Source organism: Sphingomonas sp., from assembly GCF_025353885.1.
Classification (GTDB): domain Bacteria; phylum Pseudomonadota; class Alphaproteobacteria; order Sphingomonadales; family Sphingomonadaceae; genus Sphingomonas_O.
The window spans coordinates 1-21,252 of the sequence record NZ_JANXNX010000008.1; the positions used below are offsets into that span (position 1 = coordinate 1).

Sequence of the window (21,252 nt, forward strand, 5' to 3'; positions counted from 1 at the left end):
GTCGGCGCGCGCACGTCTGCGGCGAAATCGCACAGGCTGGTATCGGTTTCATGCCCCACCGCCGAAATGATCGGAATAGTGCAGGCCGCGACCGCGCGCACCGCCACCTCCTCGTTGAAAGCCCACAGATCCTCGACCGACCCGCCGCCGCGCGCGACGATCACCAGATCGGGTCGGTCGGGCCCGCGCATCGCCGAAAAACCATCGACCGCGCGCGCCACCGCCTGCGCTGCGCCATTGCCCTGGACGATGACCGGCCAGACGATTACCCGCACCGGAAAGCGATCCGACAGCCGATGCAGGATGTCGCGGATCACCGCGCCCGTGGGCGATGTCACCACGCCGATGGTGCGCGGCAAATAGGGCAGCGGCTTCTTCGCGGCGGCATCGAACAGCCCCTCGCCCGCCAGCTTCGCCTTCAGCTTTTCGAGCAGCGCCAGCATCGCGCCCGCGCCCGCCAGTTCAAGCCGTTCAATGACGATCTGGTATTTCGATCGCCCCGGATAAATCGTCAGTCTGCCCGTCGCGATAACATCTGCCCCGTCTTCGGGTACAAAGGCGAGCGCGGCCGCCGTCGCCTTCCACATCACGCCATCGATGACTGCCTTGTCATCCTTCAGCGCGAGATAGCAATGCCCCGACGCAACCCGCTTCCACCCCGAAATCTCGCCCCGAATCCGCACTCGGCCAAAGCCGTCCTCGACATGGCGTTTCAGCCGCGACGACAGTTCGGACACCGACAATGGTGCCGCGTTGTCGCCCGGGCTGCTCTCGGCTATCAGCCGCGCTTCGAAATCCCGGTCGTGAATAGGAATAAGATCGTCCATGAATATCCTGTTGATCGGTAGCGGCGGCCGCGAACACGCACTGGCCTGGAAGCTGGCGCAATCACCCATGACAGATAGCCTGTTCGCCACGCCGGGCAATCCCGGCATCGCCGAACACGCCGATCTGGTGTCGCTCGAAGTCGGCGACCATGCGGCGGTCGTGGCCTTCTGTCGGGAGCAGATGATCGGCCTGGTCGTCATTGGTCCCGAGGGGCCGCTGGTCGACGGGTTGGCCGACAGCCTGCGCGCCGCCGCCATTCCGACATTCGGCCCGGGCAAACTGGCCGCACAGCTTGAGGGGTCGAAAGGCTTTACCAAGGACCTGTGCGCGCGCCATGCCATCCCGACGGCCGCGTTCGGTCGCCACACCGACGCCGCCAGCGCGCGCGCCACGGTCGCGAAATTCGGTTATCCCGTCGTCATTAAGGCCGACGGGCTGGCGGCTGGCAAGGGCGTTGTCATCGCCGACACCGAGAGCGAAGCGCTGGCCGCGATCGACGCCATGTTCGACGGCGCGCACGGCGCGGCAGGTGCCGAGATTGTCATCGAGGAATTCATGACCGGCGAGGAAGTCAGCCTGTTCGCGCTGACCGATGGCATCACCGTCGTCGCGTTCGGATCGGCCCAGGACCACAAGCGCGTTGGCGAGGGCGATACCGGGCCCAATACCGGCGGCATGGGAGCCTATAGCCCAGCCAGCGTGCTGACCCCCGAACTTCAGGCGCGGGCGATGCACGAAATCATCGAACCGACCGTCCGGGCGATGCGCGAAACCGGAACGCCTTTCACCGGCGTGCTCTATGCCGGGCTGATGCTGACCCCAGACGGGCCGAAACTGATCGAATATAACGCGCGGTTCGGCGACCCGGAAACGCAGGTCCTGATGCCGCGGTTCGATGGCGACCTGGCGGCGTTATTGCTGGCGGTGGCGAACGGAACGCTGGCCACTGCGCGCGTGCCCGTCTTTCGGGCAGAAGCCGCGCTGACCGTCGTCATGGCTGCGCGGGGCTATCCCGGCACCCCTGAAAAGGGTGGCGCGGTCGACGGGCTGGCGGCGGCCAAGAACAGCGGCGCGCTGGTCTTTCAGGCTGGTACGCGGACAGTGGCGGGTCAGTTGGTGGCAGACGGTGGCCGGGTCCTGAATGTCACGACGCTGGCCGATACGGTCGCGCAGGCAAAGGACGCGGCCTATACTGCCGTGAACAGCATAGATTTCCCGACAGGGTTCTTTCGCTCCGATATCGGCTGGCGCGAAGTGCAGCGCAGATCGGCGTGAAATTGATCCATTTTGGATGAACCACTGGACTTCTATCTGTTTATCTAGGATGTCGTCGCCGACCGATCAAACTGCTTGCACATTGGCCATCTTTTCATTGAAGTAATGGTTTCAGTTCTGTTAGCAGCCCGACGACCAAGGGACAGTGTTCTATGCTTAATCTAGCCGAACAATATTGGCCACTGTTGACCATAATTCTGATGGCGGTGATCGTCGTCGTGTTCCTGGCACGACGTGGCAAGCACGTTACGCTCGACATCGAACCGGCGATCCGGCCCACGCTGTCGCGCGACGTTGCGTCTCAAGCGGTCGCGGCCGAAGTGAAGCCACATTTTTTCCGAATCGAACCAGTGGCGGGAGAGCCCGACAATTTACTGGAGATCAAGGGGCTGGGGCCGCGCATCGCGATGCTGCTCAACGGCCTGGGCGTAACCCGTTTCGAACAGATCGCGCGCCTGACGCCCGAGGAACAGGTCCAGCTCGACCAGCATCTTGGCGCGTTCAAGGGCCGCATCGACCAGGACCGCTGGATCGACCAGGCGCGTATTTTGGCGTCGGGCGACCGTGCTGCCTTTGAAAACGAATTCGGCAAGATCGCGGGTCATCGCGCCTGAAGCGCCGCCCCGCCTGGGTGCACGTCGCCGGTGCGGCGTTGATCGGTTCGCTAGTGCTGGCATCGGCTGCGTTCGGCCAATCGCTCAAGGATGAGCAGCGGGCCTTTGCCGAAGCTCAGGGCAAGGCAGCGGCGGCATTCGATCGATCACAAAAGCTGGAGGCGTCTGCCGCCGCCGCCCGCGACCAGTCCGACCAGGCGCGCGCCCGTGCGGCCGCCATCGCCGCGCGCGTGCAGGGGGCGGAGGCGGGCATCGACGCCGCCGAGGCGCGCATCGCCATTATCAAAGAGTTGCGCCGCGGACAGCGCGCGCGCTTGGCAGCGCAGCAGGGGCCGACGATCCGGCTGGTCGCCGCGCTGCAGACGCTGGCTCGTCGTCCTGCCGCGCTGACTCTTGTCCAGCCCGGCTCTATCGATGACGTGGTGCACGTCCGCGCGCTGTTGTCGACCATCGTCCCCGCCGTGCAGGCACGGACCGCTGGATTGCGCGCAGAGGTTGCCCGCGGTCGCGCGCTGAGTGCCGATGCCGATCGTGCGCTTGGCCTGCTGGCGCAAAGCCAGCAAGCGCTCCTGACGCAGCGTAATGTTCTCGCTGCGCTGGCGATCGAACGTCGCCGTGCTTCGGACACGCTGTCGGGCACGGCCATTGTGGAACAGGACCGCGCACTCGCGATGGGCGAGGAAGCGCGCGACATCGGCGACCTGCTGACGCGAATCGGCGCGTCGGCGGGGGTTCGCTCGGCACTCGAGACGCTGCCCGGCCCCACGCTGCGCCCCGCCCGGCCCGGCGACGTGCGCGCCTTGCCGCCTGAGGCTGCGACGGGCAACACCCCCCGCCAGGCTCCGTATCGCCTGCCCGTCATTGGCCAGGTCGTCACTGGGCTCGGCGAATTGTCCCCGACCGGCATTCGCGCGCGCGGGCTGACGATCTCGACTCGCCCCGGCGCGCAGGTCGTTGCGCCGACCGGTGGGCGCATCGCCTTTGCCGGGCCATATCGCGGTTATGGCAACATCGTCATCGTCGATCACGGCGGCGGGTGGACGACGCTCATCACCAGCCTGGCCGCGCTCGACGTCCGGGTCGGTGATCCGGTCGACCAGGGATCACCCGTTGGCAAAGCGGGCCCGGCCCGGCCGACGATCACGATCGAGTTGCGCAAGATGGGGCTGCCGGTCGACATAACGCGTCTCGTCGGTTGAAACAGGGGCTGTCCTACACACCGCGATTTTGCCAGACAGCGCTGGCTTCGACCTGACCCGGGCTTCCAATCGCGCAATTTTATTGCCGATTTACTGCGCTTTCTGCGACTCTAACCCAAATCCTTGTTATCCGCGACGTGCGACGAAACGCCTGTCTTGTGGGTTGACCGGTTTTCACGGTATCGCATACCGGAATCTCAAGGATCATCGATGCCGAAGTTTTCCCTGCGCGCCTTCCTGACCGTTTCCGCCATTGCGCTTGTCCCTGCAACGACCGCGGCAATCGCGGCTGTCGACGTGAACACCTATCGCGAACTCGATACCTTCATCTCGGTGTTCGAACGCATCCGCGCCGACTATGTCGACAGGGTTGACGACCAGAAACTGATCAAGGGCGCGATCGACGGGATGCTCGCCAGCCTCGACCCGCACAGCAGCTATCTGGACGCGCGCGATTTCGAACAGATGCGGACCCAGACCGATGGCAACTACGGCGGCCTGGGGCTGACGGTCTCCATGGAAGACGGCGCGGTCAAGGTGGTGACGCCGACCGAGGATACCCCGGCCTGGCGCGCGGGGATCAAGGCGGGCGATTTCATCACCCACCTGAACGGCACGCTGATCTTCGGCGGAACGCTCGACGAGGCGGTCGACCAGATGCGCGGCAAGCCCGGAACCCCGATCAAATTGACCATCGTGCGCGCCGGTCGCGACAAGCCCTTCGACGTTACCGTGATGCGTGAGATCATCGAGCTGAAGCCGGTAAAATGGGAAGTGCGCGGCCAGGTCGGCTATATCAACATCAACGGTTTTTCAAAGGATACCGGGGCCTCGGTTCGCGCGGCGTTGATCGGCATCGACAAGTCGCTCGGTCGACAACCGCTCGGCTATGTCGTCGATCTCCGCTCGAATCCCGGCGGCTTGCTGGACGAGGCGGTGGCTGTCAGCGACGAATTCCTGGAACGCGGCGAAATCGTTTCCCAGCGTGGGCGAGACCGACGCGACATCGAACGCTATTTCGCCAAGCCCGGCGACAATGCTCATGGCCTGCCCGTCGTGGTATTGGTCGACGCCGGCTCGGCTTCTGCCGCCGAAATCGTCGCGGGCGCCTTACAGGACCAGCATCGCGCGCTCGTCATGGGCGAACGCAGCTTTGGCAAGGGGTCGGTCCAGACCTTGCTCCCGCTCACCGATAAAACGGCGCTGCGCCTAACGACCGGGCGGTATTTCACGCCGTCGGGCCGGTCTGTGCAGGAGGGCGGGATCGAGCCCGACCTGCTGGTGCCGCAGTTGAGCGACGCCGACTTCAAGACGCGGCCCCGCTTCCGCGAAGCCGACCTGCGCCGTCACCTCATCAACGAAGCCAAGGTCGATAACAGTGTGCTGGAGGAAGACCAAAAAGCTGACCCGCGCTTTGTCGGCACGCCTGAGACGCTGAAGGCAAAGGGCATCACCGACTTCCAGTTGAGTTATGCGCTCGACACGATTGCCCGGCTGGCCAAGAGCCCCGCCCCACCGGCGACGGCGCGCCGATGACCCGCCTCGAACGTGCCAATGCCGTCGCCCTCGCCCTGCCCGCAGCCTTGCTGGCGGGCGCGTGGGGATCGCAACTGATCGGACATCTTTATCCGTGCGAGATGTGTCACTGGCAGCGTTGGCCGCACTATGCCGCCGTCGTCATCGCACTGCTGGCGTTCGCGGTTACGCCACTGCGTCGGCCACTGGTCGCCCTGGCCGCAGTTGCCATCATTGTTTCCGGGGTTATCGGTGTCTTTCACGCCGGTGTCGAATATCACTGGTGGGACGGGTTCACGACCTGCTCGCGGATTGGTGGCGCGACGTTGGCCGACATCATGCGGGCGCCGGTCATCCGCTGCGACGTCGCGCAATGGACCTTGTTCGGCATTTCGCTGGCCGGATTCAATGCGGCCATTTCGCTGGCTGGCGGGTTCTACATCCTAAATCTGCTAAGGACGCCGCCGCGATGAATTTGGAAACCGACACCGAATCGATGATTCGCGTCGATCAGGCGGGTGAATATGGCGCGACCCGCATCTACGCCGGGCAGCTTGCGATCATGGACGGTCGCAGCCCCGCTGCCCGCAGCATCGCCCGGATGGCAGCCCAAGAGGAGCGCCACCGCCAGACCTTTGACCGGATGATGGCCGAGCGTGGCGTCCGCCCGACCTTGCTCCAGCCGATCTGGAACGTGGCGGGCTATGGGCTGGGCATGGCGACGGCGTTGCTCGGGCCCGGCGCGGCGATGGCGTGCACCGTCGCGGTCGAGACCGAGATCGACCGGCATTACGGCCAACAGATCGTGGAGCTTGGCACCAGCGACCCTGAACTGTCCGAAGCGATCGCCGATTTCCAGGCCGAGGAGGTCGAGCACAAGACGCTCGCCGCGGCAGCACCGGGCAATAGTGACTTCCCGTTGATGTCGGCGGCCATCAGGCTGGGGTGCCGGGTCGCGATTGCGGTTTCGAAACGAATATGAAACCAGCAATGATGCGTTCATATCGGTGATGAGAGGTATTGCCATGCGTAAAATTCTGATTGCCGCCCTGATCTTCGCTCCCGCCGCTTTGTCGACGCCCGCGTTCGCGCAAACCGCGAACGATCGTGTACTGACGATTTTCGGTGATGATACTTGTCCCAAGGACACGATCTGCGTGCGCGCGTCAGAAGCCGAGCGCTATCGCATCCCGAAGCAATTCCGCAACTCCGGCCCGATCGCGCCTTCTAACCAGAGCTGGGCCGCACGGGCGCAGGGGACGATCGATGCCGGGGCCAGGAGCGGGACCGGCAGTTGTTCGACCTCTGGAGGTGGAGGCTGGACCGGTTGCTACCTCCAGCAGATGCGGGACGCTCGCGCCGAGCGCGAGGCCGATGTCAAAGCGGCACCCGATGTGAAACCCTGATCGACTGCTCGGCCATTGGCCGTTCAGTTTAGGCGAGCTAGCCTGGATCGATGACAATTCCTGAACCCGCCGCCGCCGCGACGGAAGCACCGTCTTCCGACCGTGCATTTCTCGGTCATCCAAAGGGACTGGGCTATCTGGCGTTTACCGAGGCATGGGAGAGGTTTTCCTATTACGGGATGCAGTCGCTGCTGGTCTTGTACATGGCCAAATACCTGCTGCTGCCGGGCAGGATCGAAAACGTCGCCTTTTTCGCTAGTTTCCGCAGGCTCTACGGCACGCTCGAAGGGCCCGCGCTCGCATCGGCGATCTTCGGTACTTACGCGGCGCTGGTTTATTTCACGCCCACCCTAGGCGGTTTGATTGCTGATAAATGGCTCGGCAAGCGGCGCACGGTATTGGCGGGCGCACTCACGATGGCGCTCGGCCATTTCCTGATGGCGTTCGAAATCAGCTTCCTGTTCGCCCTGCTCGCACTCATCATCGGGTCAGGATTGTTCAAGGGCAATCTCGCGAGCCAGATCGGCAGCCTGTACAAGCCCGACGACCTGCGGCGCGCCGATGCCTTTCAGATCTACTATCTGGCGATCAATGCAGGCGTCATCATTTCACCGCTCGTCACCGGAACTCTGGGAGAAAAAGTCGGCTGGGACTGGGGCTTCGGCGCTGCCGGCGTCGGAATGCTGATTGGCCTCGTAATCTATCTGGCGGGCCAGAAATATCTGCCGCCCGAACATTTCGCGCCCCGCGATCGCACGACGAAGACCGCGCGAGATCCGATGAACCGCGACGACTGGATCGCATTCGGCATCACCGTCCTGCTGATCCCCGTGCTGGCAATATCGCTGTTACCCAATCAGCAGATATTCAACGCCTATCTCTTGTGGGGCGACAAGGCCTTCGCGCTCAATTTCTTTGGGACCATTCTGCCGACGACCTGGCTGATCACGCTCGATGCCGTTGTCTCGGTCAGTTTCCTCGCCATCGTTGCCCTGTTCTATCGTTGGTACGGCAAGCACTGGAACGAGCCCGACGAATTGACCAAGATTATCATCGGCAGTGGCTTTGCGGTCGGCGGGATGGCCTGCCTGTTCATGGCGTCCGCGACGCAGGTGCCGGGGCAAAAGATCGGGATGTTCTGGCCTGTTGCCTTCCATGTCGTGAACTCCATCGGTTTCGCGCACATCCTTCCCGTTGCACTCGCACTATTCGTCCGCCTCGCCCCGCGCCAGTTGAGCGCGACGGTCGTCGGCATGTTTCAGATGAGCTTTTTCGTCGCCAATGCGCTGGTCGGGTGGATCGGCGGGCTGTTCGACACGATGCCCGTCACGCAATTCTGGCTGCTTCACGCGGCCCTGGCCGGTGGCGCGGGCATTGTGTTCGTCGTCCTGAAAATAGCATTGAGAAATCAGCTTAAGGTCACGTCGCCATCGTAACGAACCCCTCGACAATGGTGGTACTGGAACATATATCGAACATATGGCCCAATTGGATGTTCGCCAAAAGCTCGAAATTCTTGCCGATGCCGCAAAATACGATGCGTCTTGCGCTTCCTCCGGGACGTCGAAACGCAATTCGTCGGGCAGTGCCAATGGGATTGGCTCGACCGAAGGTATGGGCATCTGCCACGCCTATGCGCCTGATGGCCGCTGCATTTCGCTTCTCAAAATCCTGCTGACCAACAGCTGCATTTTCGACTGTCATTATTGCATCAATCGCAAAAGTTCGAACGTCCGTCGAGCGCGGTTCACGGCCAAGGAAGTCGTTGATCTCACGATAGCATTCTACAAGCGCAATTATATCGAAGGTCTGTTTCTGTCGTCGGGCATTATTGGTAGTTCTAACTACACGATGGGGCAATTGGTCGAGGTCGCGCGGTCGTTGCGCGAGGATCACGATTTCCGCGGCTATATTCATTTAAAGACAATTCCCGACGCCGACCCCGCGCTGGTGGCAAAAGCCGGACTCCACGCCGACCGGGTCTCGATCAACGTCGAGCTGCCCACCGCGCCCGGGCTGAAGCGTCTCGCACCCGAGAAATCCATGACACGCATCGAAAGTGCGATGGGTGAAATGAAGGATTCGATCATCGACGCCCGCGATGCCGGAAAGCGATACAAATCGGCACCGCGCTACGCTCCCGCTGGTCAGTCGACCCAAATGATCGTCGGCGCCGACGCCGCCACCGACGGTGACATCGTGATGCGGGCGTCGGGCCTATATGACCGGTTCGGAATGCGCCGGGTCTATTATTCGGCATTCAGCCCGATCCCTGATGCCAGCGCCATCCTGCCACTGAAACGCCCGCCGTTGATGCGTGAACATCGCCTGTATCAGTCCGACTGGCTGATGCGCTTCTATGGGTTCGCTCCAGCTGAGGTCGTCGCCGCGACCGACGATGGCATGCTCCCGCTCGACATTGACCCGAAACTGGCATGGGCATTGAAATTTCGCGGCCAATTCCCGGTCGACGTCAACCGCGCGCCGAAGGCCATGCTTCTCCGCGTTCCTGGCCTCGGCGTGAAGGCAGTCAACGCCATCGTCACGAGCCGCAAATGGCGCCGCCTCCACCTCGCCGATGTCGCGCGGCTGACAGTGTCGATCGCCAAGCTTCGGCCCTTTATCGTCGCCGAGGACTGGCGGCCGGTCGCCTTGTCCGACCGCGCCGACATTCGCCCCATCGTGGCACCAAAGGTTGAACAGATGGAGCTATTCGCCGCCTGAATAGTTGCTCAGTTCAACAGGAGATTCAAGCATGGCAACCGCAACAATTTTCGACGACCTGAAAGCCGACCACGATCGCCACCGTGAACTGCTGGCGGGGATCGCCGATGCGAAGGGCGATAAGAAAGTTCGGGCCGAGTTGTTCGAGAAATTCCGGATCGATGTGTCGGGCCATGCCGCTGCGGAGGAACAGTCACTTTATGCAACGATGATGATGGATCCCGAGATGCAGGATGATGCCCGCCATTCGGTGTCCGAGCACAAGGAGGTCGATGACATGCTGACCGAGCTTTATGAGCTCGACGTCGACAGCCCGGAATGGAACGCGAAGTTCGCAAAAATGCGGACACGTTACGATCACCACATCACCGAGGAAGAGGAGGAGATGTTCCCTGAAGCCGCCGACCATCTATCCGATAAGGATGAGGCGCGTCTCGCCAAGATATTTGAGGAGCGCAAGCCCGCCGAAAGCCAGAAGGCGGCGGAAACCGATCCGACCGAGAAGGAAGAGAAGGAATAGTCCGCTACTCAATCAACCTGGCTGCCCCCGACGATTTCGAAGGGTGGCGAGATGTCGCACGCGCGCTCGCTGGAGCAGAAGTCACGCCGGATGACGTGGTATGGCTGGAGGGTCAGGACGATCTGTTCGCACTAGACCAGCCGTTGCCCGTTAGCTCATCGTTCCCCGTGCCACGCAATTTTATTGAAATCGCCCAGAGCGCGATCTGTCATCGCGACCCCGAAAGATTTGCGCTGCTTTACGCACTCTTGACCCGGTTGCGCACCACCCCGGCGCTCATCCAAGACCATGCTGATCCCCTGGTTCGGCACGTCGAAGAACTGGCGAAAGCCGTTAGGCGCGACATTCACAAGATGCGCGCGTTCGTCCGCTTTCGCGAGATCGAGGGCCGTTTTATCGCGTGGTTCGAACCCGAACATCATATCGTCCGGCACAATGCGGGATTTTTTACGCGTCGTTTTCCTAATATGGAATGGTCGATACTCACGCCTGAAATCTGCATTCATTGGGATAAGCACACGCTGACCGAGGGTCCGGGAGCGCAGAAATCGGATGCGCCCGATGGCGACCCGATCGAAGACGTGTGGAAGACCTACTACGCCACCACCTTCAACCCCGCGCGCGTCAAGATCGGCGCGATGACCAAAGAAATGCCGCGCAAATACTGGAAGAACATGCCCGAAACCGCGCTGATACCCGCGCTGATCGCGGGTGCCCAGGCAAGGGAAAGCGGAATGATCGTCAAAAGTGCCGAGCGGCAAGCGATCGGCGGCAACAGCGAGATTGCCTGGGAGGCCTTGCGTGACGAGGCCCTGACGTGCGCGCGTTGCCGGCTCTACAAGCCGGCGACCCAGACCGTCTTTGGCGAAGGCCCGGTCGATGCCGCGCTGATGCTTGTTGGCGAACAACCGGGCGATTCGGAGGATTTGGCGGGGCGGCCGTTCGTGGGTCCAGCGGGGCAGAAACTTGACCAGGCGCTGGCCGAAGCGGGCATCGACCGGTCTCGCGCCTATGTCACCAACGCGGTAAAGCATTTCAAGTTCGAACAGCGCGGCAAGCGGCGCATCCATGCCAAACCCGGCGCGGGCGAGATAGAGGCGTGCCGCTGGTGGATCGACCAGGAACGCGCCATCATCGCTCCGAAAATCACCGTCGCATTGGGCGCAACGGCGGCGCGCAGCCTGTTTGGCAAGGTCATGACGATCGGCAAATCGCGCGGTCAGGTTCTGGAATTGCCCGGCGGCGGCGCGGCCTGGATCACGATCCACCCAAGCTACCTGCTGCGCATCGTCGACCCGGGACAGGCGACGGAAGAATATGTCCGCTTTGTCGAGGACCTTACGGCAGTCCGCGCGCTACTCGACTGACGCGGCCATTGCCCCGGCGCGATGATTTGCTAGGGCGCTTCCATGATCGAACAATTCATCGGCTGGATGGCCGGCTTCATCGTCGCCTTTATTTCGGCGACCGGCTATGCTGGCGTCGCCTTGCTGATGGCAATCGAATCCGCATGCATCCCGCTGCCCAGCGAAATCATCATGACGTTTGCCGGTTATTTGGTTGCCGTCGGCCAGTTGAACCTGTGGCTCGTCGCGACGGCGGGCGCGATCGGGTGCAACCTGGGTTCGGTCGTCGCCTATGAAGCGGGCAAGCGCGGTGGTCGCCCGATCGTCGAACGCTGGGGCAAATACATCTTGATTGACGCTCACGACCTCGACCGCGCCGACGCCTTTTTTGCCAGGTACGGCAGCATGGCGGTACTGGTCGGACGCCTGTTGCCGGTCATCCGCACCTTTATCGCCTTTCCGGCGGGTGTTGCGCGGATGCCGCTCGGTAAATTTCATTTCTATACGTTTGTCGGATCATGGCCGTGGTGCTTCATGCTCGCGTGGGTCGGCATGAAGCTGGGCAATGCCTGGGACAAGGACCCGCGCGTGAAGGCGGCTTTCCACGACGCCCACCTGATCATCGCGGCGGTATTCATCGTCGCGGGTGTGTGGTTCGTCTGGCACAAGCTGCGGAAACGCTGAGCGGTCGGCTATTCCGCCGCCAGCAACGCGGTTGCGCCGCCCAAGTCGACCGACACCAGCCGACTGATTCCCTGTTCGATCATGGTGACGCCGTAGAGACGATGCATCCGGCTCATCGTCACAGCATTGTGCGTGACGATCAGATACCGGGTGCTGGTGTCCGTCGCCATCGTGTCCAGCAGGTCGCAGAAGCGTTCGACATTGGCATCGTCCAGCGGTGCATCGACCTCATCCAGCACGCAGAGCGGTGCCGGATTGGTCAGAAACAGCGCGAATATCAGCGCGACCGCCGTCAACGCCTGCTCGCCACCCGACAGCAGGGTCAGGCTGGTCAGCTTCTTGCCAGGAGGTTGCGCCAGGATCTCCAGTCCGGCCTCGAGCGGGTCGTCCGAATCGATCATTGCCAGATGCGCCTCGCCGCCCTCGAACAACGTCGCGAACAACTTGCGGAAATGACCATCGACCGCGTCGAACGCCACTCGCAAGCGTTCACGCCCCTCGCGGTTCAACCTGCCGATCGACCCGCGCAACCGGTGGGTTGCCTCGATCAGTTCGGCGTGTTCATCGAAAGATTGCGCCCGCGCGATCCCAATTTCGATCAACTCGGTTTCGGCGACCAGGTTGACCGGACCCAGCCGCTCACGCTCCAGCGTCAGGCGTTCGAGCCGCGCGGATTCGTCGGAAACAGCCGCTACCGACGCCGCCGCAAAGCCTTGTCTTTCGGGAAGCACAGGCGGCGGACATTCGAAGCGTTCGCCCGAAACCCGGCCCAACTCGACCCGGCGCAGGTCCTGGCTTTCGGCCCGCGCCTGTGCCCCGGCGCGGGATTCACGCGCCGCCGCCAGCGTTTCAGCCGCACGTGTGGCACCCCCCTCGCGCAAGCGCAGCGCAGTTTCGGCTTCGCGCTCGGCGGTAATCGCAGCTTCGGCGGCGAGGGCCAGGTTTCTGGCTTCGGCGTCTCGCAGTGCTAAGTCCTGCGCCACGCGTGATGGCGCATCGGCCAACTGCGCGACCTCCTCATCAAGTATGGCCGCACGTCGCGTCATCTCCTCGACCCGCTTACCCGCTTTGCCACTGCGCGAGCGCCAGCCATCGGCCTCTGCGACTGCTGCGACCGCGCGCGCCGTGTCCACCGCCAACGCGTTTTCCAGCGTCGCGAGCCGGGCTCGCAGAGTCGCAATCGACTTGCGCAAGTCGCTAACCAGGCGCTCCAGACGCGGCAATTCGCCGTCTTCCCTTGCGGCAAGCAAAGCGCCCCCAGCCTGTTCCGCCAAAGCAAGTGCCGCTAACGCCGCCTGGGCGTGTTCGTCCGCACGGTCGATCCGTTCGTCCAGGTCGCCATGGCGGGCGACGACATGATCCACCTCGGCAGCGGCCATATCCTCGGCACGCAGGGCGGCACGGTGAGCGTTTTCCGAATCGTCACGACCACGACGCGCCCCTGCCAGCGCCATCGTCGTTGAAACAACCGTGGCTGTTGCGGTTGCCATCGCCGTATCATTGCGGTCGCAGTCGGCGCGCACCGTCGGCAACTCCAGCCCGATCGCCGCCAGCCGGTTGCGCCGCTTCAGCTTTTCGGTCGCTGCCCCGCCGGTCCCCTCGGCGACGAACCCGTCCCAGCGACGCATCCGTCCCGCCAGCGTGACGATCCGTTGCCCGACCGCCAGATCATGCCCATCGTCGGTCTCGGCTACGGCAATCTGGGCCAGGCGACGAGCCAGTTCGGGCACGGCGGTGACATAGTTCGAAAGCGGATCGCCCGCCAAGACCGGATCATCGGCGCAAAGATCAGCCCCCATCCACCGGCGCAGGGCGGTCGATGTGGCACCGACCTCTGCACCAAGGTCATCCGCCAGCGCAGCCGCCAGCGCAGCCTCATACCCCGGAGCCGCCCTTAGCAGACGGAGCGCGTTCGCCCCGGCCTCGTCACCTTCGGCCAAAGACCGCGCCTCGCCCTCCAGCGCTGCCATCATCGTTGCTGTACGCGCGTTCTCTGTCCCGGCGCGGGTGGCGGCGGCTGACGCAGCCAGCCGCGCGACGTCGGCCCTCTCCAGAAGCGTAACAGCCTCCGTCACTGCGATGCCAGTCGCAATGCGTGCGGCGCTCGCGTTTTCCAGCGTGGCGCGAACATCGTCTACGGCCAGCAGCCGCGCGCGCTCAGCCAGCAATCGCTGCCGGTCGGCCTGCACGCGCTGTGCCGCAAGCTTCGCCGAATCCAGTGCGGCCCGTGCCACCCGCAGTTCGGCATCGCGCCGCGCCTGCGCGGCCATCGCTTGGGCCAATGCAATTTCGGCTGCCCGCTCCTCTCGCTCCGGTCCATCCAGCTGCGAAATCAGCCCGGGTCGCGTCCCCCCAGCCTCGGCGATCCGTATGTCCAGCAGCCGTATCTCCCCCGCTAGCCGCGTCAGCGCATCACCGGCATCGCGGGCCAGTTCGCCTTCGCGGGCGCGGTCGCCATCCATCCGATCGCGCTGGTCCGCCAGCGCCGCCATGCGCGTTTCCAGCGCCGCGCGTTCGGCCTCGAGGGTCGCCAGCCGGTGCCGCGCGTCCGACGCACCATCGCGCGCCGTTAGGGCCGCGCCTCGCAATGCGCCGAGCTGCGTTGCTGCCTCGCGAACCCAGGCAGCGGCCCCGTTCTGCGCCTCGCTCGCCACGCGGACGGCCTCATCGGCAGCCTTGGCCGCCGCGCGCGCGACGTCAGCCGCCGCGGCCGCATCGCGCCACCGCGCATAGATCAGCCGCGCCTCTGCCTGCCGGATGTCGTCGCTCAGTTGCCGGTACCGTTCCGCCGACCGCGCCTGTCGCCGTAATTGCGCGATCCGGCCGTCCATGTCGGCCAGCAATTCGGCCCCGCGCGCAAGATTTGCCTCGGTCGCGTTCAGCCTGATTTCGGCTTCGCGCCTCCGCACATGAAGCCCGGCTATCCCCGCTGCCTCCTCCAGCATTGCGCGCCGCTCAGCGGGTTTAGCCGCGATCACCGCCCCGATCCGGCCCTGGCTCACCAGCGCGGGCGAATGAGCGCCGGTCGCTGCATCGGCAAAGATCAGTTGCGCGTCGCGCGTCCGGGCATTGCGACCGTTGATCCGAAATGCCGAACCCGACCCGCGTTCGATCCGGCGGACCACTTCGATGTCATCGTCGCCGTCGCGCGTCGCCAGGATCGACACCTCGGCAAACTGGCGCTGCGGACGGGTTGCGGTCCCGGCAAAGATTACGTCGTCCATCGCCGCACCGCGCAGGGACTTGGCCGACCCCTCGCCCATGGCCCAGCGGATCGCCTCCAGCAGGTTGGATTTGCCACAGCCATTGGGGCCGACAACACCCGTCAGGCCGGGCAATATGCGCAGTTCAACCGGATCGACGAAACTCTTGAATCCGGTCAGCTTGACCCGCGCAAATTGCATTATGCGTTAGGCACCCGCCGCCCTCAGTGCCTGCTCTACGCCGGCCCAGGTATTGATGTCGGCCATCACGTCGCCGTTCAGGATAAATGTCGGCGTGCCCTGGATCTTGTATTTCGTGTCGGCAGTGGCCAGCGACTTGTTGAGCTTGTCGATAACGCCGGTGTCGGACAGGCAGGCATTGGCCTGGGCCGCTGTCACACCGCGCTGTTCGACAAACTGGCGATAGCCAACGGTATCGGCCCAGAAGGTCGCCTGCTGGATGGGACTCATCGCCTGCGCCTTGGCCTGTAGTTCGGGGGACAGGCCCTCCAGCTTGGGCAGCATATCGGGCTGGGCCGAATACATTTGTTCAAGGATCGTAAAGAACGGCGCGGAACCACCGCAGCGTCCAAGCAGGATCGCCGCCAGATCGGGCGCATGGATCGGGAAGTCGCGGAATTCATAGCTGACCTTGCCGGTCTCGATATATTTGGGCAGGCCGGTGCTGCTCTCGGCAGAGAATTTTGCGCAATGCGGGCAAGTCCGCGACCCGTATTCGACCAGCTTCAGCGCCGCATTCGGGTTGCCCATCAGGAAGCCGCCATCGGGCGTTTCGACGACGGTCGTCGCCCATTGTGTTCCAGTGGGTGGTTTTGCCGCCGCTACCGGAGCGGAGGAGGTCGTGTTGCCATCCTTGCTGCCGCACGAAGCGACCAGAGCGAGAGCGGGCAGGGCAAGCAGGGCAATTCGGTTCATCGGTTCTTCCTGTTATCGACGCGCAACGGCGACGCGCAATTTGGCTTCGATTTGCGACCATTCGGCGGTTTTTGCGGGCTGTCCGTTGATCAAAAATGTTGGCGTGCCCGGGATTTTACGAACATTCCACGCTTCCTTGGTTAGCGCCAGCACCGCGTTCTGCGATGGCTTGTCGACCAGGCAAGCATTCACCTGGGCGATCGTGAACCCGCGCGCGACCATGAAATCGTTCAGTCCCGACCCCTTGGCCATGCCCTTCAGCGCCACCGCGACCGGGGCGCCTTCGGGCAGGGCCTCGCTTGCCTCGAACGCGGCTGCCTTGGTCAGCAAAGCGTCCTGTGCGCCGAACAGCGCCTCGGTGTTGCCAAAGAACCGTGACGGTCCGCCACACCGCGCCAACACGGCGGCCGTAAAGTCATAACGATCACGGACAGCATTGCGCATCTCGACTGCAACGGTCCCCTTGGCAATGAACCCCGCCTTTAATGGTGCGGCGGCCTCTCCGGTGAAATGCGCACAGTGCGGACAGGAATAGCTGAGATATTCGACCAGCCTTACCTTCGCCTTCGGATTGCCCATCACATACGCACCATTGGCGGCACGCGTGACGGTCGTGGTCCAGTCGGGTGCGGCAGACACGGTGAGCGGCGCAAACAGCGCAAACAGGGCAATCAAGAGGCGCATCAGCTGATCTTTCCAATCGGCATGGGAAGCATGGTCGCAGCGGCAACACCCTGGGCCAGCGATTCGAGCACTGCTTTCAGTTCAGGGTCGGCAATCGTCCGCAGCGATTCGCCGAGCTCGACCGGCACGACCACGAATGGCTGCGGCGCAACACGAGCCTTTGGCGCGGGCAGGTCGCCTTGGCGCATGACGACGCGGACGACGGCAGCATAGCCAAAAAAGCGGTTCACGCGCTCGATGATGACCGGCGTGACGTGCTGCATCATGGGGGCATGGGCGCCCGCGACAGTCAATGTCAGCACGCCGTTTGAACGCGCGCCGTTAGGAAACCGAATCGATTCAGGCGCAGTCACCTTGGCGTAGCGCTCGCCCACGATTTCGCCCCAGCGACTGACGACCGAGGATTGCACGAAACCGAATCGCCGGAACGCTGCACGGCCAATGTCGGGCACGATCTCTGAAACACTGCGCGCACGTCCGCCCCGTGCACGTTCCGGGGCGGCAGTTTTCGGGGCAACTGGTTTTTCACGTTTCGGCATTGGCGCACCTCTGCCACAAGCGCCCGGTGTCCGTCGATATGCCAATTTCCGCAAAACTGCTCCGCTGGTACGATATCCACGCCCGCGACCTGCCGTGGCGCAGTCCGCCGAACAGTGCGCCGCCCGATGCGTATCGCGTCTGGTTGTCCGAAATCATGCTGCAACAGACGACGGTTGGCGCGGTCAGGCCCTATTTCGCCAAATTTACTGATCGCTGGCCGACCGTCACCGGGCTTGCCGCCGCGGAGGAGGCCGACGTGATGACCGCCTGGGCTGGACTTGGCTATTACGCTCGCGCGCGCAACCTGCTGGCCTGTGCGCGCGCCGTCGTCGGTCGCCACGCCGGCCAGTTTCCATCGACCGAGCCTGAGCTACGCGCCCTGCCGGGCATCGGTGCCTACACCTCCGCCGCCATTGCGGCGATCGCATTTCACCGTCGCGCCGTCGTCGTTGACGGCAATGTCGAGCGCGTCGTGTCACGTCTGTTCACTGTCGAGACCCCGCTGCCCGCGTCGCGGCCCGAACTCCGTCGGCTGACCGACACGATAACGCCCGCCGCCCGGGCAGGCGATTTCGCGCAAGCGTTGATGGACCTCGGCAGCACGATCTGTACGCCGCGCAACCCGTCCTGCCTGCTTTGCCCGCTGCAAGCCGGGTGCCGTGCCACCGGCAAAGACCCGGCCAGCTATCCGCGTCGAGCCGCCAAGATCGCCAAGCCCGAACGGACAGCGACCACGTGGTGGATCGAATGCGACGGCACGGTGTTGCTGGTGCGTCGTCCTTCGTCAGGATTGCTGGGAGGGATGCGGGCCTTGCCATCGACGCTCGACCCGCAATCCGTCGTGTTCGAGCCGCCTTTCCTTGGCGAGCCGATCGGTGGAATCGTCCATGTGTTTACCCATTTCCGCCTGTCGCTCGCCATCCAGGCCGCGCGGTTGGAAAGCGGTTGCAACCTGCCCACGGACGGAGAATGGTGGCCAATCGAGCGGCTGGATGAAGCCGGGCTACCCAGCGTCTTTGCCAAGGTCGCCGCGACCGTGTTGAGGAAACGAAACGCAATGATCGATGCCGACAGCAAAACGCGCCTCGGGTCGGGCGCGGTGGCACACCGTTGACCGGCTTCACGGGTTCACCCCTCGACCGCGTCGATCACATTCGCAGCGATCCGGAAGGTTTTGCCGCGCTGCGCTATGACTGGCGCGCGCGTTTGCTGGCGCTCGACGGGCTCGAACCCCAACTATCGGAGGATGGCTCGCTGGTCTGGGCAAGCCTTGTCGAGCTGACCGAGGAAGCCGAAGTCGTCCTGCTTGGCGTGTCCGATGGCAAGCCGCATTTTACCACTATTCCGCCGCATGCCGTCGGCGCGCCGATGCGGTCGCCGTCGATGCTGCGCCTGCTGCACGTCCTGCCGACCGAACAGGCGGCGATCTATGGCACCGCACACAGCCTCATCACCTGGCACAATACTCATCGATTCTGCCCGCGCTGCGGTTCGGCCACGACCCTTTTCCGCGCCGGTTGGGGCCGCAAATGTGATCGCTGCGGCACCGAACATTTTCCGCGCACCGACCCCGTGGTCATCATGCTCGCCGAATATGAGGGCCAGGTGCTCGTCGGTCGCCAGTCGCGGTTTCCCGCCGGAAACTATTCGGCACTGGCGGGTTTCCTCGAACCCGGTGAATCGATCGAGGAAGCCGTGCGCCGCGAACTGATGGAGGAGTCGGGGGTCCCGACCGGTCGGGTTCGCTATGTCGCCAGCCAGCCCTGGCCGTTCGGCGGATCGCAATTGATGATCGCCTGCGTGGCGGAGGCGCTTGACGACACGATCACGCTCGACACCAAAGAACTGGAAGACGCAATGTGGGTGACACCCGACGATGTTCGGGCCGCGTTGAACGGTGATCCGGACGCCCGTTTCAAAGCGCCGCCGCCCTTCGCCATCGCCAACAGCCTGTTGACCGCATGGCTGGACGATCAGGAAACGGTGCGCCCCCGGGCCTTGGGATAGCTGCCCAGCAAGCGCACCCATTTCGAATGAAATGCCAGTTCCTCGAGCGCCCGCGCAACCGCCGGGTTCTCCGGATGCCCCTCGACATCGGCAAAGAATTCGGTCGCGGCAAAACTCGCTCCCCGCTGATAACTTTCCAGCTTGGTCATGTTGACGCCATTGGTCGCAAAACCGCCCATCGCCTTATACAGCGCGGCAGGGACGTTCTTCACTTCAAAGATCAGCGACGTCATCACCTCGCCCTCGATCCGGCGGTCGGGCTCCATGAGCGCCAGGATGACGAACCGCGTCATGTTGTCGTCGGAATCCTCGATACCCTGCTCGAGTATCTTCAGGCCGTAGATGTCAGCAGCCAGCGGCGGCGCGATCGCGGCCGTCTTGGCATCGCCACCCTCGACCACCAGCGCCGCCGCACCCGCCGTGTCGTCATAGGCGATCGGTCGAATCTTGCGCGCGCGCAACCAGTTGCGGCACTGACCCAGCGCCTGCGGATGGCTGACCGCCTCCCTGACCTCGGTCATGTCGCCAAGCCCCATCAGCGCATAGCGGATCGGCAGGAAATGTTCCCCGGTGATGACCAGCCCCGATTCGGGCAGCAGGAAATGGATATCGGCAACGCGCCCATGCAGCGAATTCTCGATCGGGATCATCGCGCAATCGGCGCGCCCCTCGCGCACGGCGTCAATGGCATCCTCGAACGCAAAGCACGGCAGTGGCAGTCCGTTCGGAAACGCCTGATTGACCGCGATATGCGAATTAGCACCCGGCGCGCCCTGAAACGCGACGGATCGTTCGGGTTCGGCGGCAGCGGCGGCGATCATCGCGGCGACGATCGGGCGGGCGGGTGCGGGATAACGGTTCATGGCGGTCGGGCGCCTAAGCCGCCGGGCAAACCTAAGCAAGCGTCTCCGCTTGCGGTCGCGCTCCGGCTTTCCTAAAGGGACCGCGACTGCAACGCGCCTGGGACTTCGTGAACAATGGATAATCGCACCAACGTGATAGCCATGATGGTATTGGGCGCAGGCATCGTCGCGCTGGGTACGACCATCGTCAGCGGTGAGTTCTTTCATTCCGAACGGCCCGAGAAAATGGGTTATACCGTCGAAGGTGTCGAGGCCGAGGCCGGTGGCGAAACCGCCGCGGTCGTGCCGGTCGCGGCCTTGCTCGCCTCTGCCGACGCGGCCAAGGGTGCCGAAGTTTTCAAGAAATGTGCCGCCTGCCATACCATAGCCTCAGGCGGTCCCAACGGCATCGGACCAAACCTGTATGCGACCGTCGGCGAAGGCATTGCCGAGGGCAAGGGCGGCTTTGCATTCTCGGACGCGCTGAAGACCAAAGCGGGCGGCAAGTGGGATTTCGAGGCGCTGAACACATGGCTGACCTCGCCGCGCGCCTATGCCCCGGGCACGAAGATGACCTTTGCCGGCCTGTCAAAGCCTGAAGATCGCGCCAACGTCATCGTCTATATGAACAGCCAGGGTTCGAACCTGCCGCTCCCCGCAGCGCCTGCGCCGGGTGCCGCACCCGCCAAGGCTCCGGCGGGCGGCACAGCAGGACCTGCGGCGACCCCGGCGGCGGCACCGGCTGCGGGCAAGCCCGGCGCAACCGGATCCGGCGCTCCCGCTTCGGGCAATTCAACGGCAAAGCCCGCACCCAAAGGCTGAACCGCTCGAAAGCTCCGGAAGGCGGTATCGGCATAGTCCCGTCACCCCGGCGAAGGCCGGGGGCTACACGGGTTTGAGAACGATGTGCGCCCGATCCGACAGCCGTA

At 63.7% G+C, this 21,252-nt stretch carries 21 protein-coding genes; 15 read left to right on the forward strand and 6 right to left on the reverse strand.

The genetic code is table 11. The features are described from left to right. A partial coding sequence (xseA, locus tag Q0R02_RS01020) for an exodeoxyribonuclease VII large subunit (RefSeq protein ID WP_293880059.1) occupies window positions 1–827 on the reverse strand: 827 nt, incomplete at its 3' end. Between xseA and purD the strand changes: the two genes are divergently transcribed. From purD to Q0R02_RS01080, 12 genes are all read left to right on the forward strand, one after another. Then, a complete protein-coding gene (purD, locus tag Q0R02_RS01025; RefSeq protein ID WP_293880061.1) occupies window positions 826–2,103 on the forward strand; it encodes a phosphoribosylamine--glycine ligase in 1,278 nt (425 codons plus the stop codon). The genes xseA and purD overlap by 2 nt on opposite strands. Window positions 2,104–2,255: 152 nt before the next feature. After that, window positions 2,256–2,717, forward strand: a complete 462-nt coding sequence (locus Q0R02_RS01030; RefSeq protein ID WP_293880063.1) for a hypothetical protein — start codon at window positions 2,256–2,258, stop codon at window positions 2,715–2,717. A 38-nt stretch (window positions 2,718–2,755) separates the two neighbouring features. Further along, on the forward strand, window positions 2,756–3,916 hold the full coding sequence (locus tag Q0R02_RS01035; RefSeq protein ID WP_293880065.1) for a peptidoglycan DD-metalloendopeptidase family protein: 1,161 nt from the start codon (window positions 2,756–2,758) through the stop codon (window positions 3,914–3,916). A gap of 210 nt (window positions 3,917–4,126) precedes the next feature. Further along, window positions 4,127–5,452 carry a S41 family peptidase gene (locus tag Q0R02_RS01040; RefSeq protein WP_293880067.1) on the forward strand — a complete coding sequence of 442 codons (1,326 nt, stop codon included), beginning with the start codon at window positions 4,127–4,129 and terminating at the stop codon, window positions 5,450–5,452. After that, on the forward strand, window positions 5,449–5,904 hold the full coding sequence (locus Q0R02_RS01045; RefSeq protein ID WP_293880069.1) for a disulfide bond formation protein B: 456 nt from the start codon (window positions 5,449–5,451) through the stop codon (window positions 5,902–5,904). The genes Q0R02_RS01040 and Q0R02_RS01045 overlap by 4 nt, the downstream gene beginning before the upstream one ends. Further along, window positions 5,901–6,413 carry a demethoxyubiquinone hydroxylase family protein gene (locus Q0R02_RS01050; RefSeq protein ID WP_293880071.1) on the forward strand — a complete coding sequence of 171 codons (513 nt, stop codon included), beginning with the start codon at window positions 5,901–5,903 and terminating at the stop codon, window positions 6,411–6,413. Before Q0R02_RS01045 ends, Q0R02_RS01050 begins: the two co-directional genes overlap by 4 nt. A gap of 43 nt (window positions 6,414–6,456) precedes the next feature. Further along, window positions 6,457–6,837: a hypothetical protein gene (locus Q0R02_RS01055; RefSeq protein ID WP_293880073.1), complete on the forward strand. Its 381-nt coding sequence runs from the start codon at window positions 6,457–6,459 to the stop codon at window positions 6,835–6,837. Window positions 6,838–6,887: 50 nt separating this feature from the next. Continuing rightward, entirely contained in the window at window positions 6,888–8,273 is a 1,386-nt protein-coding gene (locus Q0R02_RS01060) for a peptide MFS transporter (RefSeq protein WP_293880074.1), read from the forward strand. A gap of 43 nt (window positions 8,274–8,316) precedes the next feature. Further along, complete coding sequence (locus tag Q0R02_RS01065; protein ID WP_293880075.1) at window positions 8,317–9,561, forward strand: putative DNA modification/repair radical SAM protein; 1,245 nt, start codon at window positions 8,317–8,319, stop codon at window positions 9,559–9,561. Between the two features lie 31 nt (window positions 9,562–9,592). Beyond that, the gene (locus tag Q0R02_RS01070; protein ID WP_293880076.1) at window positions 9,593–10,081 is read left to right on the forward strand and encodes a hemerythrin domain-containing protein; all 489 of its coding nucleotides are present in this window, start codon (window positions 9,593–9,595) and stop codon (window positions 10,079–10,081) included. Window positions 10,082–10,092: 11 nt separating this feature from the next. Then, window positions 10,093–11,448, forward strand: a complete 1,356-nt coding sequence (locus Q0R02_RS01075) for a UdgX family uracil-DNA binding protein (RefSeq protein WP_293880096.1) — start codon at window positions 10,093–10,095, stop codon at window positions 11,446–11,448. A 42-nt stretch (window positions 11,449–11,490) separates the two neighbouring features. Beyond that, window positions 11,491–12,111, forward strand: coding sequence for a DedA family protein (locus Q0R02_RS01080; RefSeq protein WP_293880078.1), 621 nt, complete (start codon window positions 11,491–11,493; stop codon window positions 12,109–12,111). Between the two features lie 8 nt (window positions 12,112–12,119). Here Q0R02_RS01080 and Q0R02_RS01085 read toward each other — a convergent pair whose 3' ends face one another. The 4 genes from Q0R02_RS01085 to Q0R02_RS01100 are packed head-to-tail and all read right to left on the reverse strand — an operon-like array spanning window position 12,120 to window position 17,473. Then, window positions 12,120–15,515 carry an AAA family ATPase gene (locus tag Q0R02_RS01085; RefSeq protein WP_293880080.1) on the reverse strand — a complete coding sequence of 1,132 codons (3,396 nt, stop codon included), beginning with the start codon at window positions 15,513–15,515 and terminating at the stop codon, window positions 12,120–12,122. Between the two features lie 6 nt (window positions 15,516–15,521). Beyond that, window positions 15,522–16,250: a thioredoxin domain-containing protein gene (locus tag Q0R02_RS01090; protein ID WP_293880082.1), complete on the reverse strand. Its 729-nt coding sequence runs from the start codon at window positions 16,248–16,250 to the stop codon at window positions 15,522–15,524. Between the two features lie 12 nt (window positions 16,251–16,262). Then, window positions 16,263–16,934 carry a thioredoxin domain-containing protein gene (locus Q0R02_RS01095; protein ID WP_293880084.1) on the reverse strand — a complete coding sequence of 224 codons (672 nt, stop codon included), beginning with the start codon at window positions 16,932–16,934 and terminating at the stop codon, window positions 16,263–16,265. Further along, on the reverse strand, window positions 16,934–17,473 hold the full coding sequence (locus Q0R02_RS01100) for a DUF721 domain-containing protein (protein ID WP_293880086.1): 540 nt from the start codon (window positions 17,471–17,473) through the stop codon (window positions 16,934–16,936). The genes Q0R02_RS01095 and Q0R02_RS01100 overlap by 1 nt, the downstream gene beginning before the upstream one ends. Before the next feature lie 38 nt (window positions 17,474–17,511). Between Q0R02_RS01100 and Q0R02_RS01105 the strand changes: the two genes are divergently transcribed. Together Q0R02_RS01105 and nudC are read left to right on the forward strand one after the other, a co-directional pair. Beyond that, window positions 17,512–18,588: an A/G-specific adenine glycosylase gene (locus Q0R02_RS01105; protein WP_293880088.1), complete on the forward strand. Its 1,077-nt coding sequence runs from the start codon at window positions 17,512–17,514 to the stop codon at window positions 18,586–18,588. After that, window positions 18,585–19,481 carry an NAD(+) diphosphatase gene (gene nudC / locus Q0R02_RS01110; RefSeq protein ID WP_293880090.1) on the forward strand — a complete coding sequence of 299 codons (897 nt, stop codon included), beginning with the start codon at window positions 18,585–18,587 and terminating at the stop codon, window positions 19,479–19,481. Before Q0R02_RS01105 ends, nudC begins: the two co-directional genes overlap by 4 nt. Here nudC and Q0R02_RS01115 read toward each other — a convergent pair. After that, window positions 19,448–20,344, reverse strand: a complete 897-nt coding sequence (locus Q0R02_RS01115; RefSeq protein WP_293880092.1) for a prephenate dehydratase — start codon at window positions 20,342–20,344, stop codon at window positions 19,448–19,450. The genes nudC and Q0R02_RS01115 overlap by 34 nt on opposite strands. Before the next feature lie 114 nt (window positions 20,345–20,458). On the opposite strand from Q0R02_RS01115, the gene Q0R02_RS01120 reads away from it, so the two are divergent. After that, window positions 20,459–21,145: a cytochrome c family protein gene (locus Q0R02_RS01120; RefSeq protein ID WP_293880094.1), complete on the forward strand. Its 687-nt coding sequence runs from the start codon at window positions 20,459–20,461 to the stop codon at window positions 21,143–21,145. Window positions 21,146–21,252: the final 107 nt, after the last annotated feature.

Bases quoted from the DNA above. Each gene is read 5' to 3' on its own strand.
- purD (WP_293880061.1), top strand. From the start codon at position 826: ATGAATATCCTGTTGATCGGTAGCGGCGGCCGCGAACACGCACTGGCC.
- Q0R02_RS01030 (WP_293880063.1), top strand. From the start codon at position 2,256: ATGCTTAATCTAGCCGAACAATATTGGCCACTGTTGACCATAATTCTG.
- Q0R02_RS01040 (WP_293880067.1), top strand. From the start codon at position 4,127: ATGCCGAAGTTTTCCCTGCGCGCCTTCCTGACCGTTTCCGCCATTGCG.
- Q0R02_RS01045 (WP_293880069.1), top strand. From the start codon at position 5,449: ATGACCCGCCTCGAACGTGCCAATGCCGTCGCCCTCGCCCTGCCCGCA.
- Q0R02_RS01050 (WP_293880071.1), top strand. From the start codon at position 5,901: ATGAATTTGGAAACCGACACCGAATCGATGATTCGCGTCGATCAGGCG.
- Q0R02_RS01055 (WP_293880073.1), top strand. From the start codon at position 6,457: ATGCGTAAAATTCTGATTGCCGCCCTGATCTTCGCTCCCGCCGCTTTG.
- Q0R02_RS01060 (WP_293880074.1), top strand. From the start codon at position 6,888: ATGACAATTCCTGAACCCGCCGCCGCCGCGACGGAAGCACCGTCTTCC.
- Q0R02_RS01065 (WP_293880075.1), top strand. From the start codon at position 8,317: ATGGCCCAATTGGATGTTCGCCAAAAGCTCGAAATTCTTGCCGATGCC.
- Q0R02_RS01070 (WP_293880076.1), top strand. From the start codon at position 9,593: ATGGCAACCGCAACAATTTTCGACGACCTGAAAGCCGACCACGATCGC.
- Q0R02_RS01080 (WP_293880078.1), top strand. From the start codon at position 11,491: ATGATCGAACAATTCATCGGCTGGATGGCCGGCTTCATCGTCGCCTTT.
- Q0R02_RS01085 (WP_293880080.1), bottom strand. From the start codon at position 15,515: ATGCAATTTGCGCGGGTCAAGCTGACCGGATTCAAGAGTTTCGTCGAT.
- Q0R02_RS01090 (WP_293880082.1), bottom strand. From the start codon at position 16,250: ATGAACCGAATTGCCCTGCTTGCCCTGCCCGCTCTCGCTCTGGTCGCT.
- Q0R02_RS01095 (WP_293880084.1), bottom strand. From the start codon at position 16,934: ATGCGCCTCTTGATTGCCCTGTTTGCGCTGTTTGCGCCGCTCACCGTG.
- Q0R02_RS01100 (WP_293880086.1), bottom strand. From the start codon at position 17,473: ATGCCGAAACGTGAAAAACCAGTTGCCCCGAAAACTGCCGCCCCGGAA.
- Q0R02_RS01105 (WP_293880088.1), top strand. From the start codon at position 17,512: ATGCCAATTTCCGCAAAACTGCTCCGCTGGTACGATATCCACGCCCGC.
- Q0R02_RS01115 (WP_293880092.1), bottom strand. From the start codon at position 20,344: ATGAACCGTTATCCCGCACCCGCCCGCCCGATCGTCGCCGCGATGATC.
- Q0R02_RS01120 (WP_293880094.1), top strand. From the start codon at position 20,459: ATGGATAATCGCACCAACGTGATAGCCATGATGGTATTGGGCGCAGGC.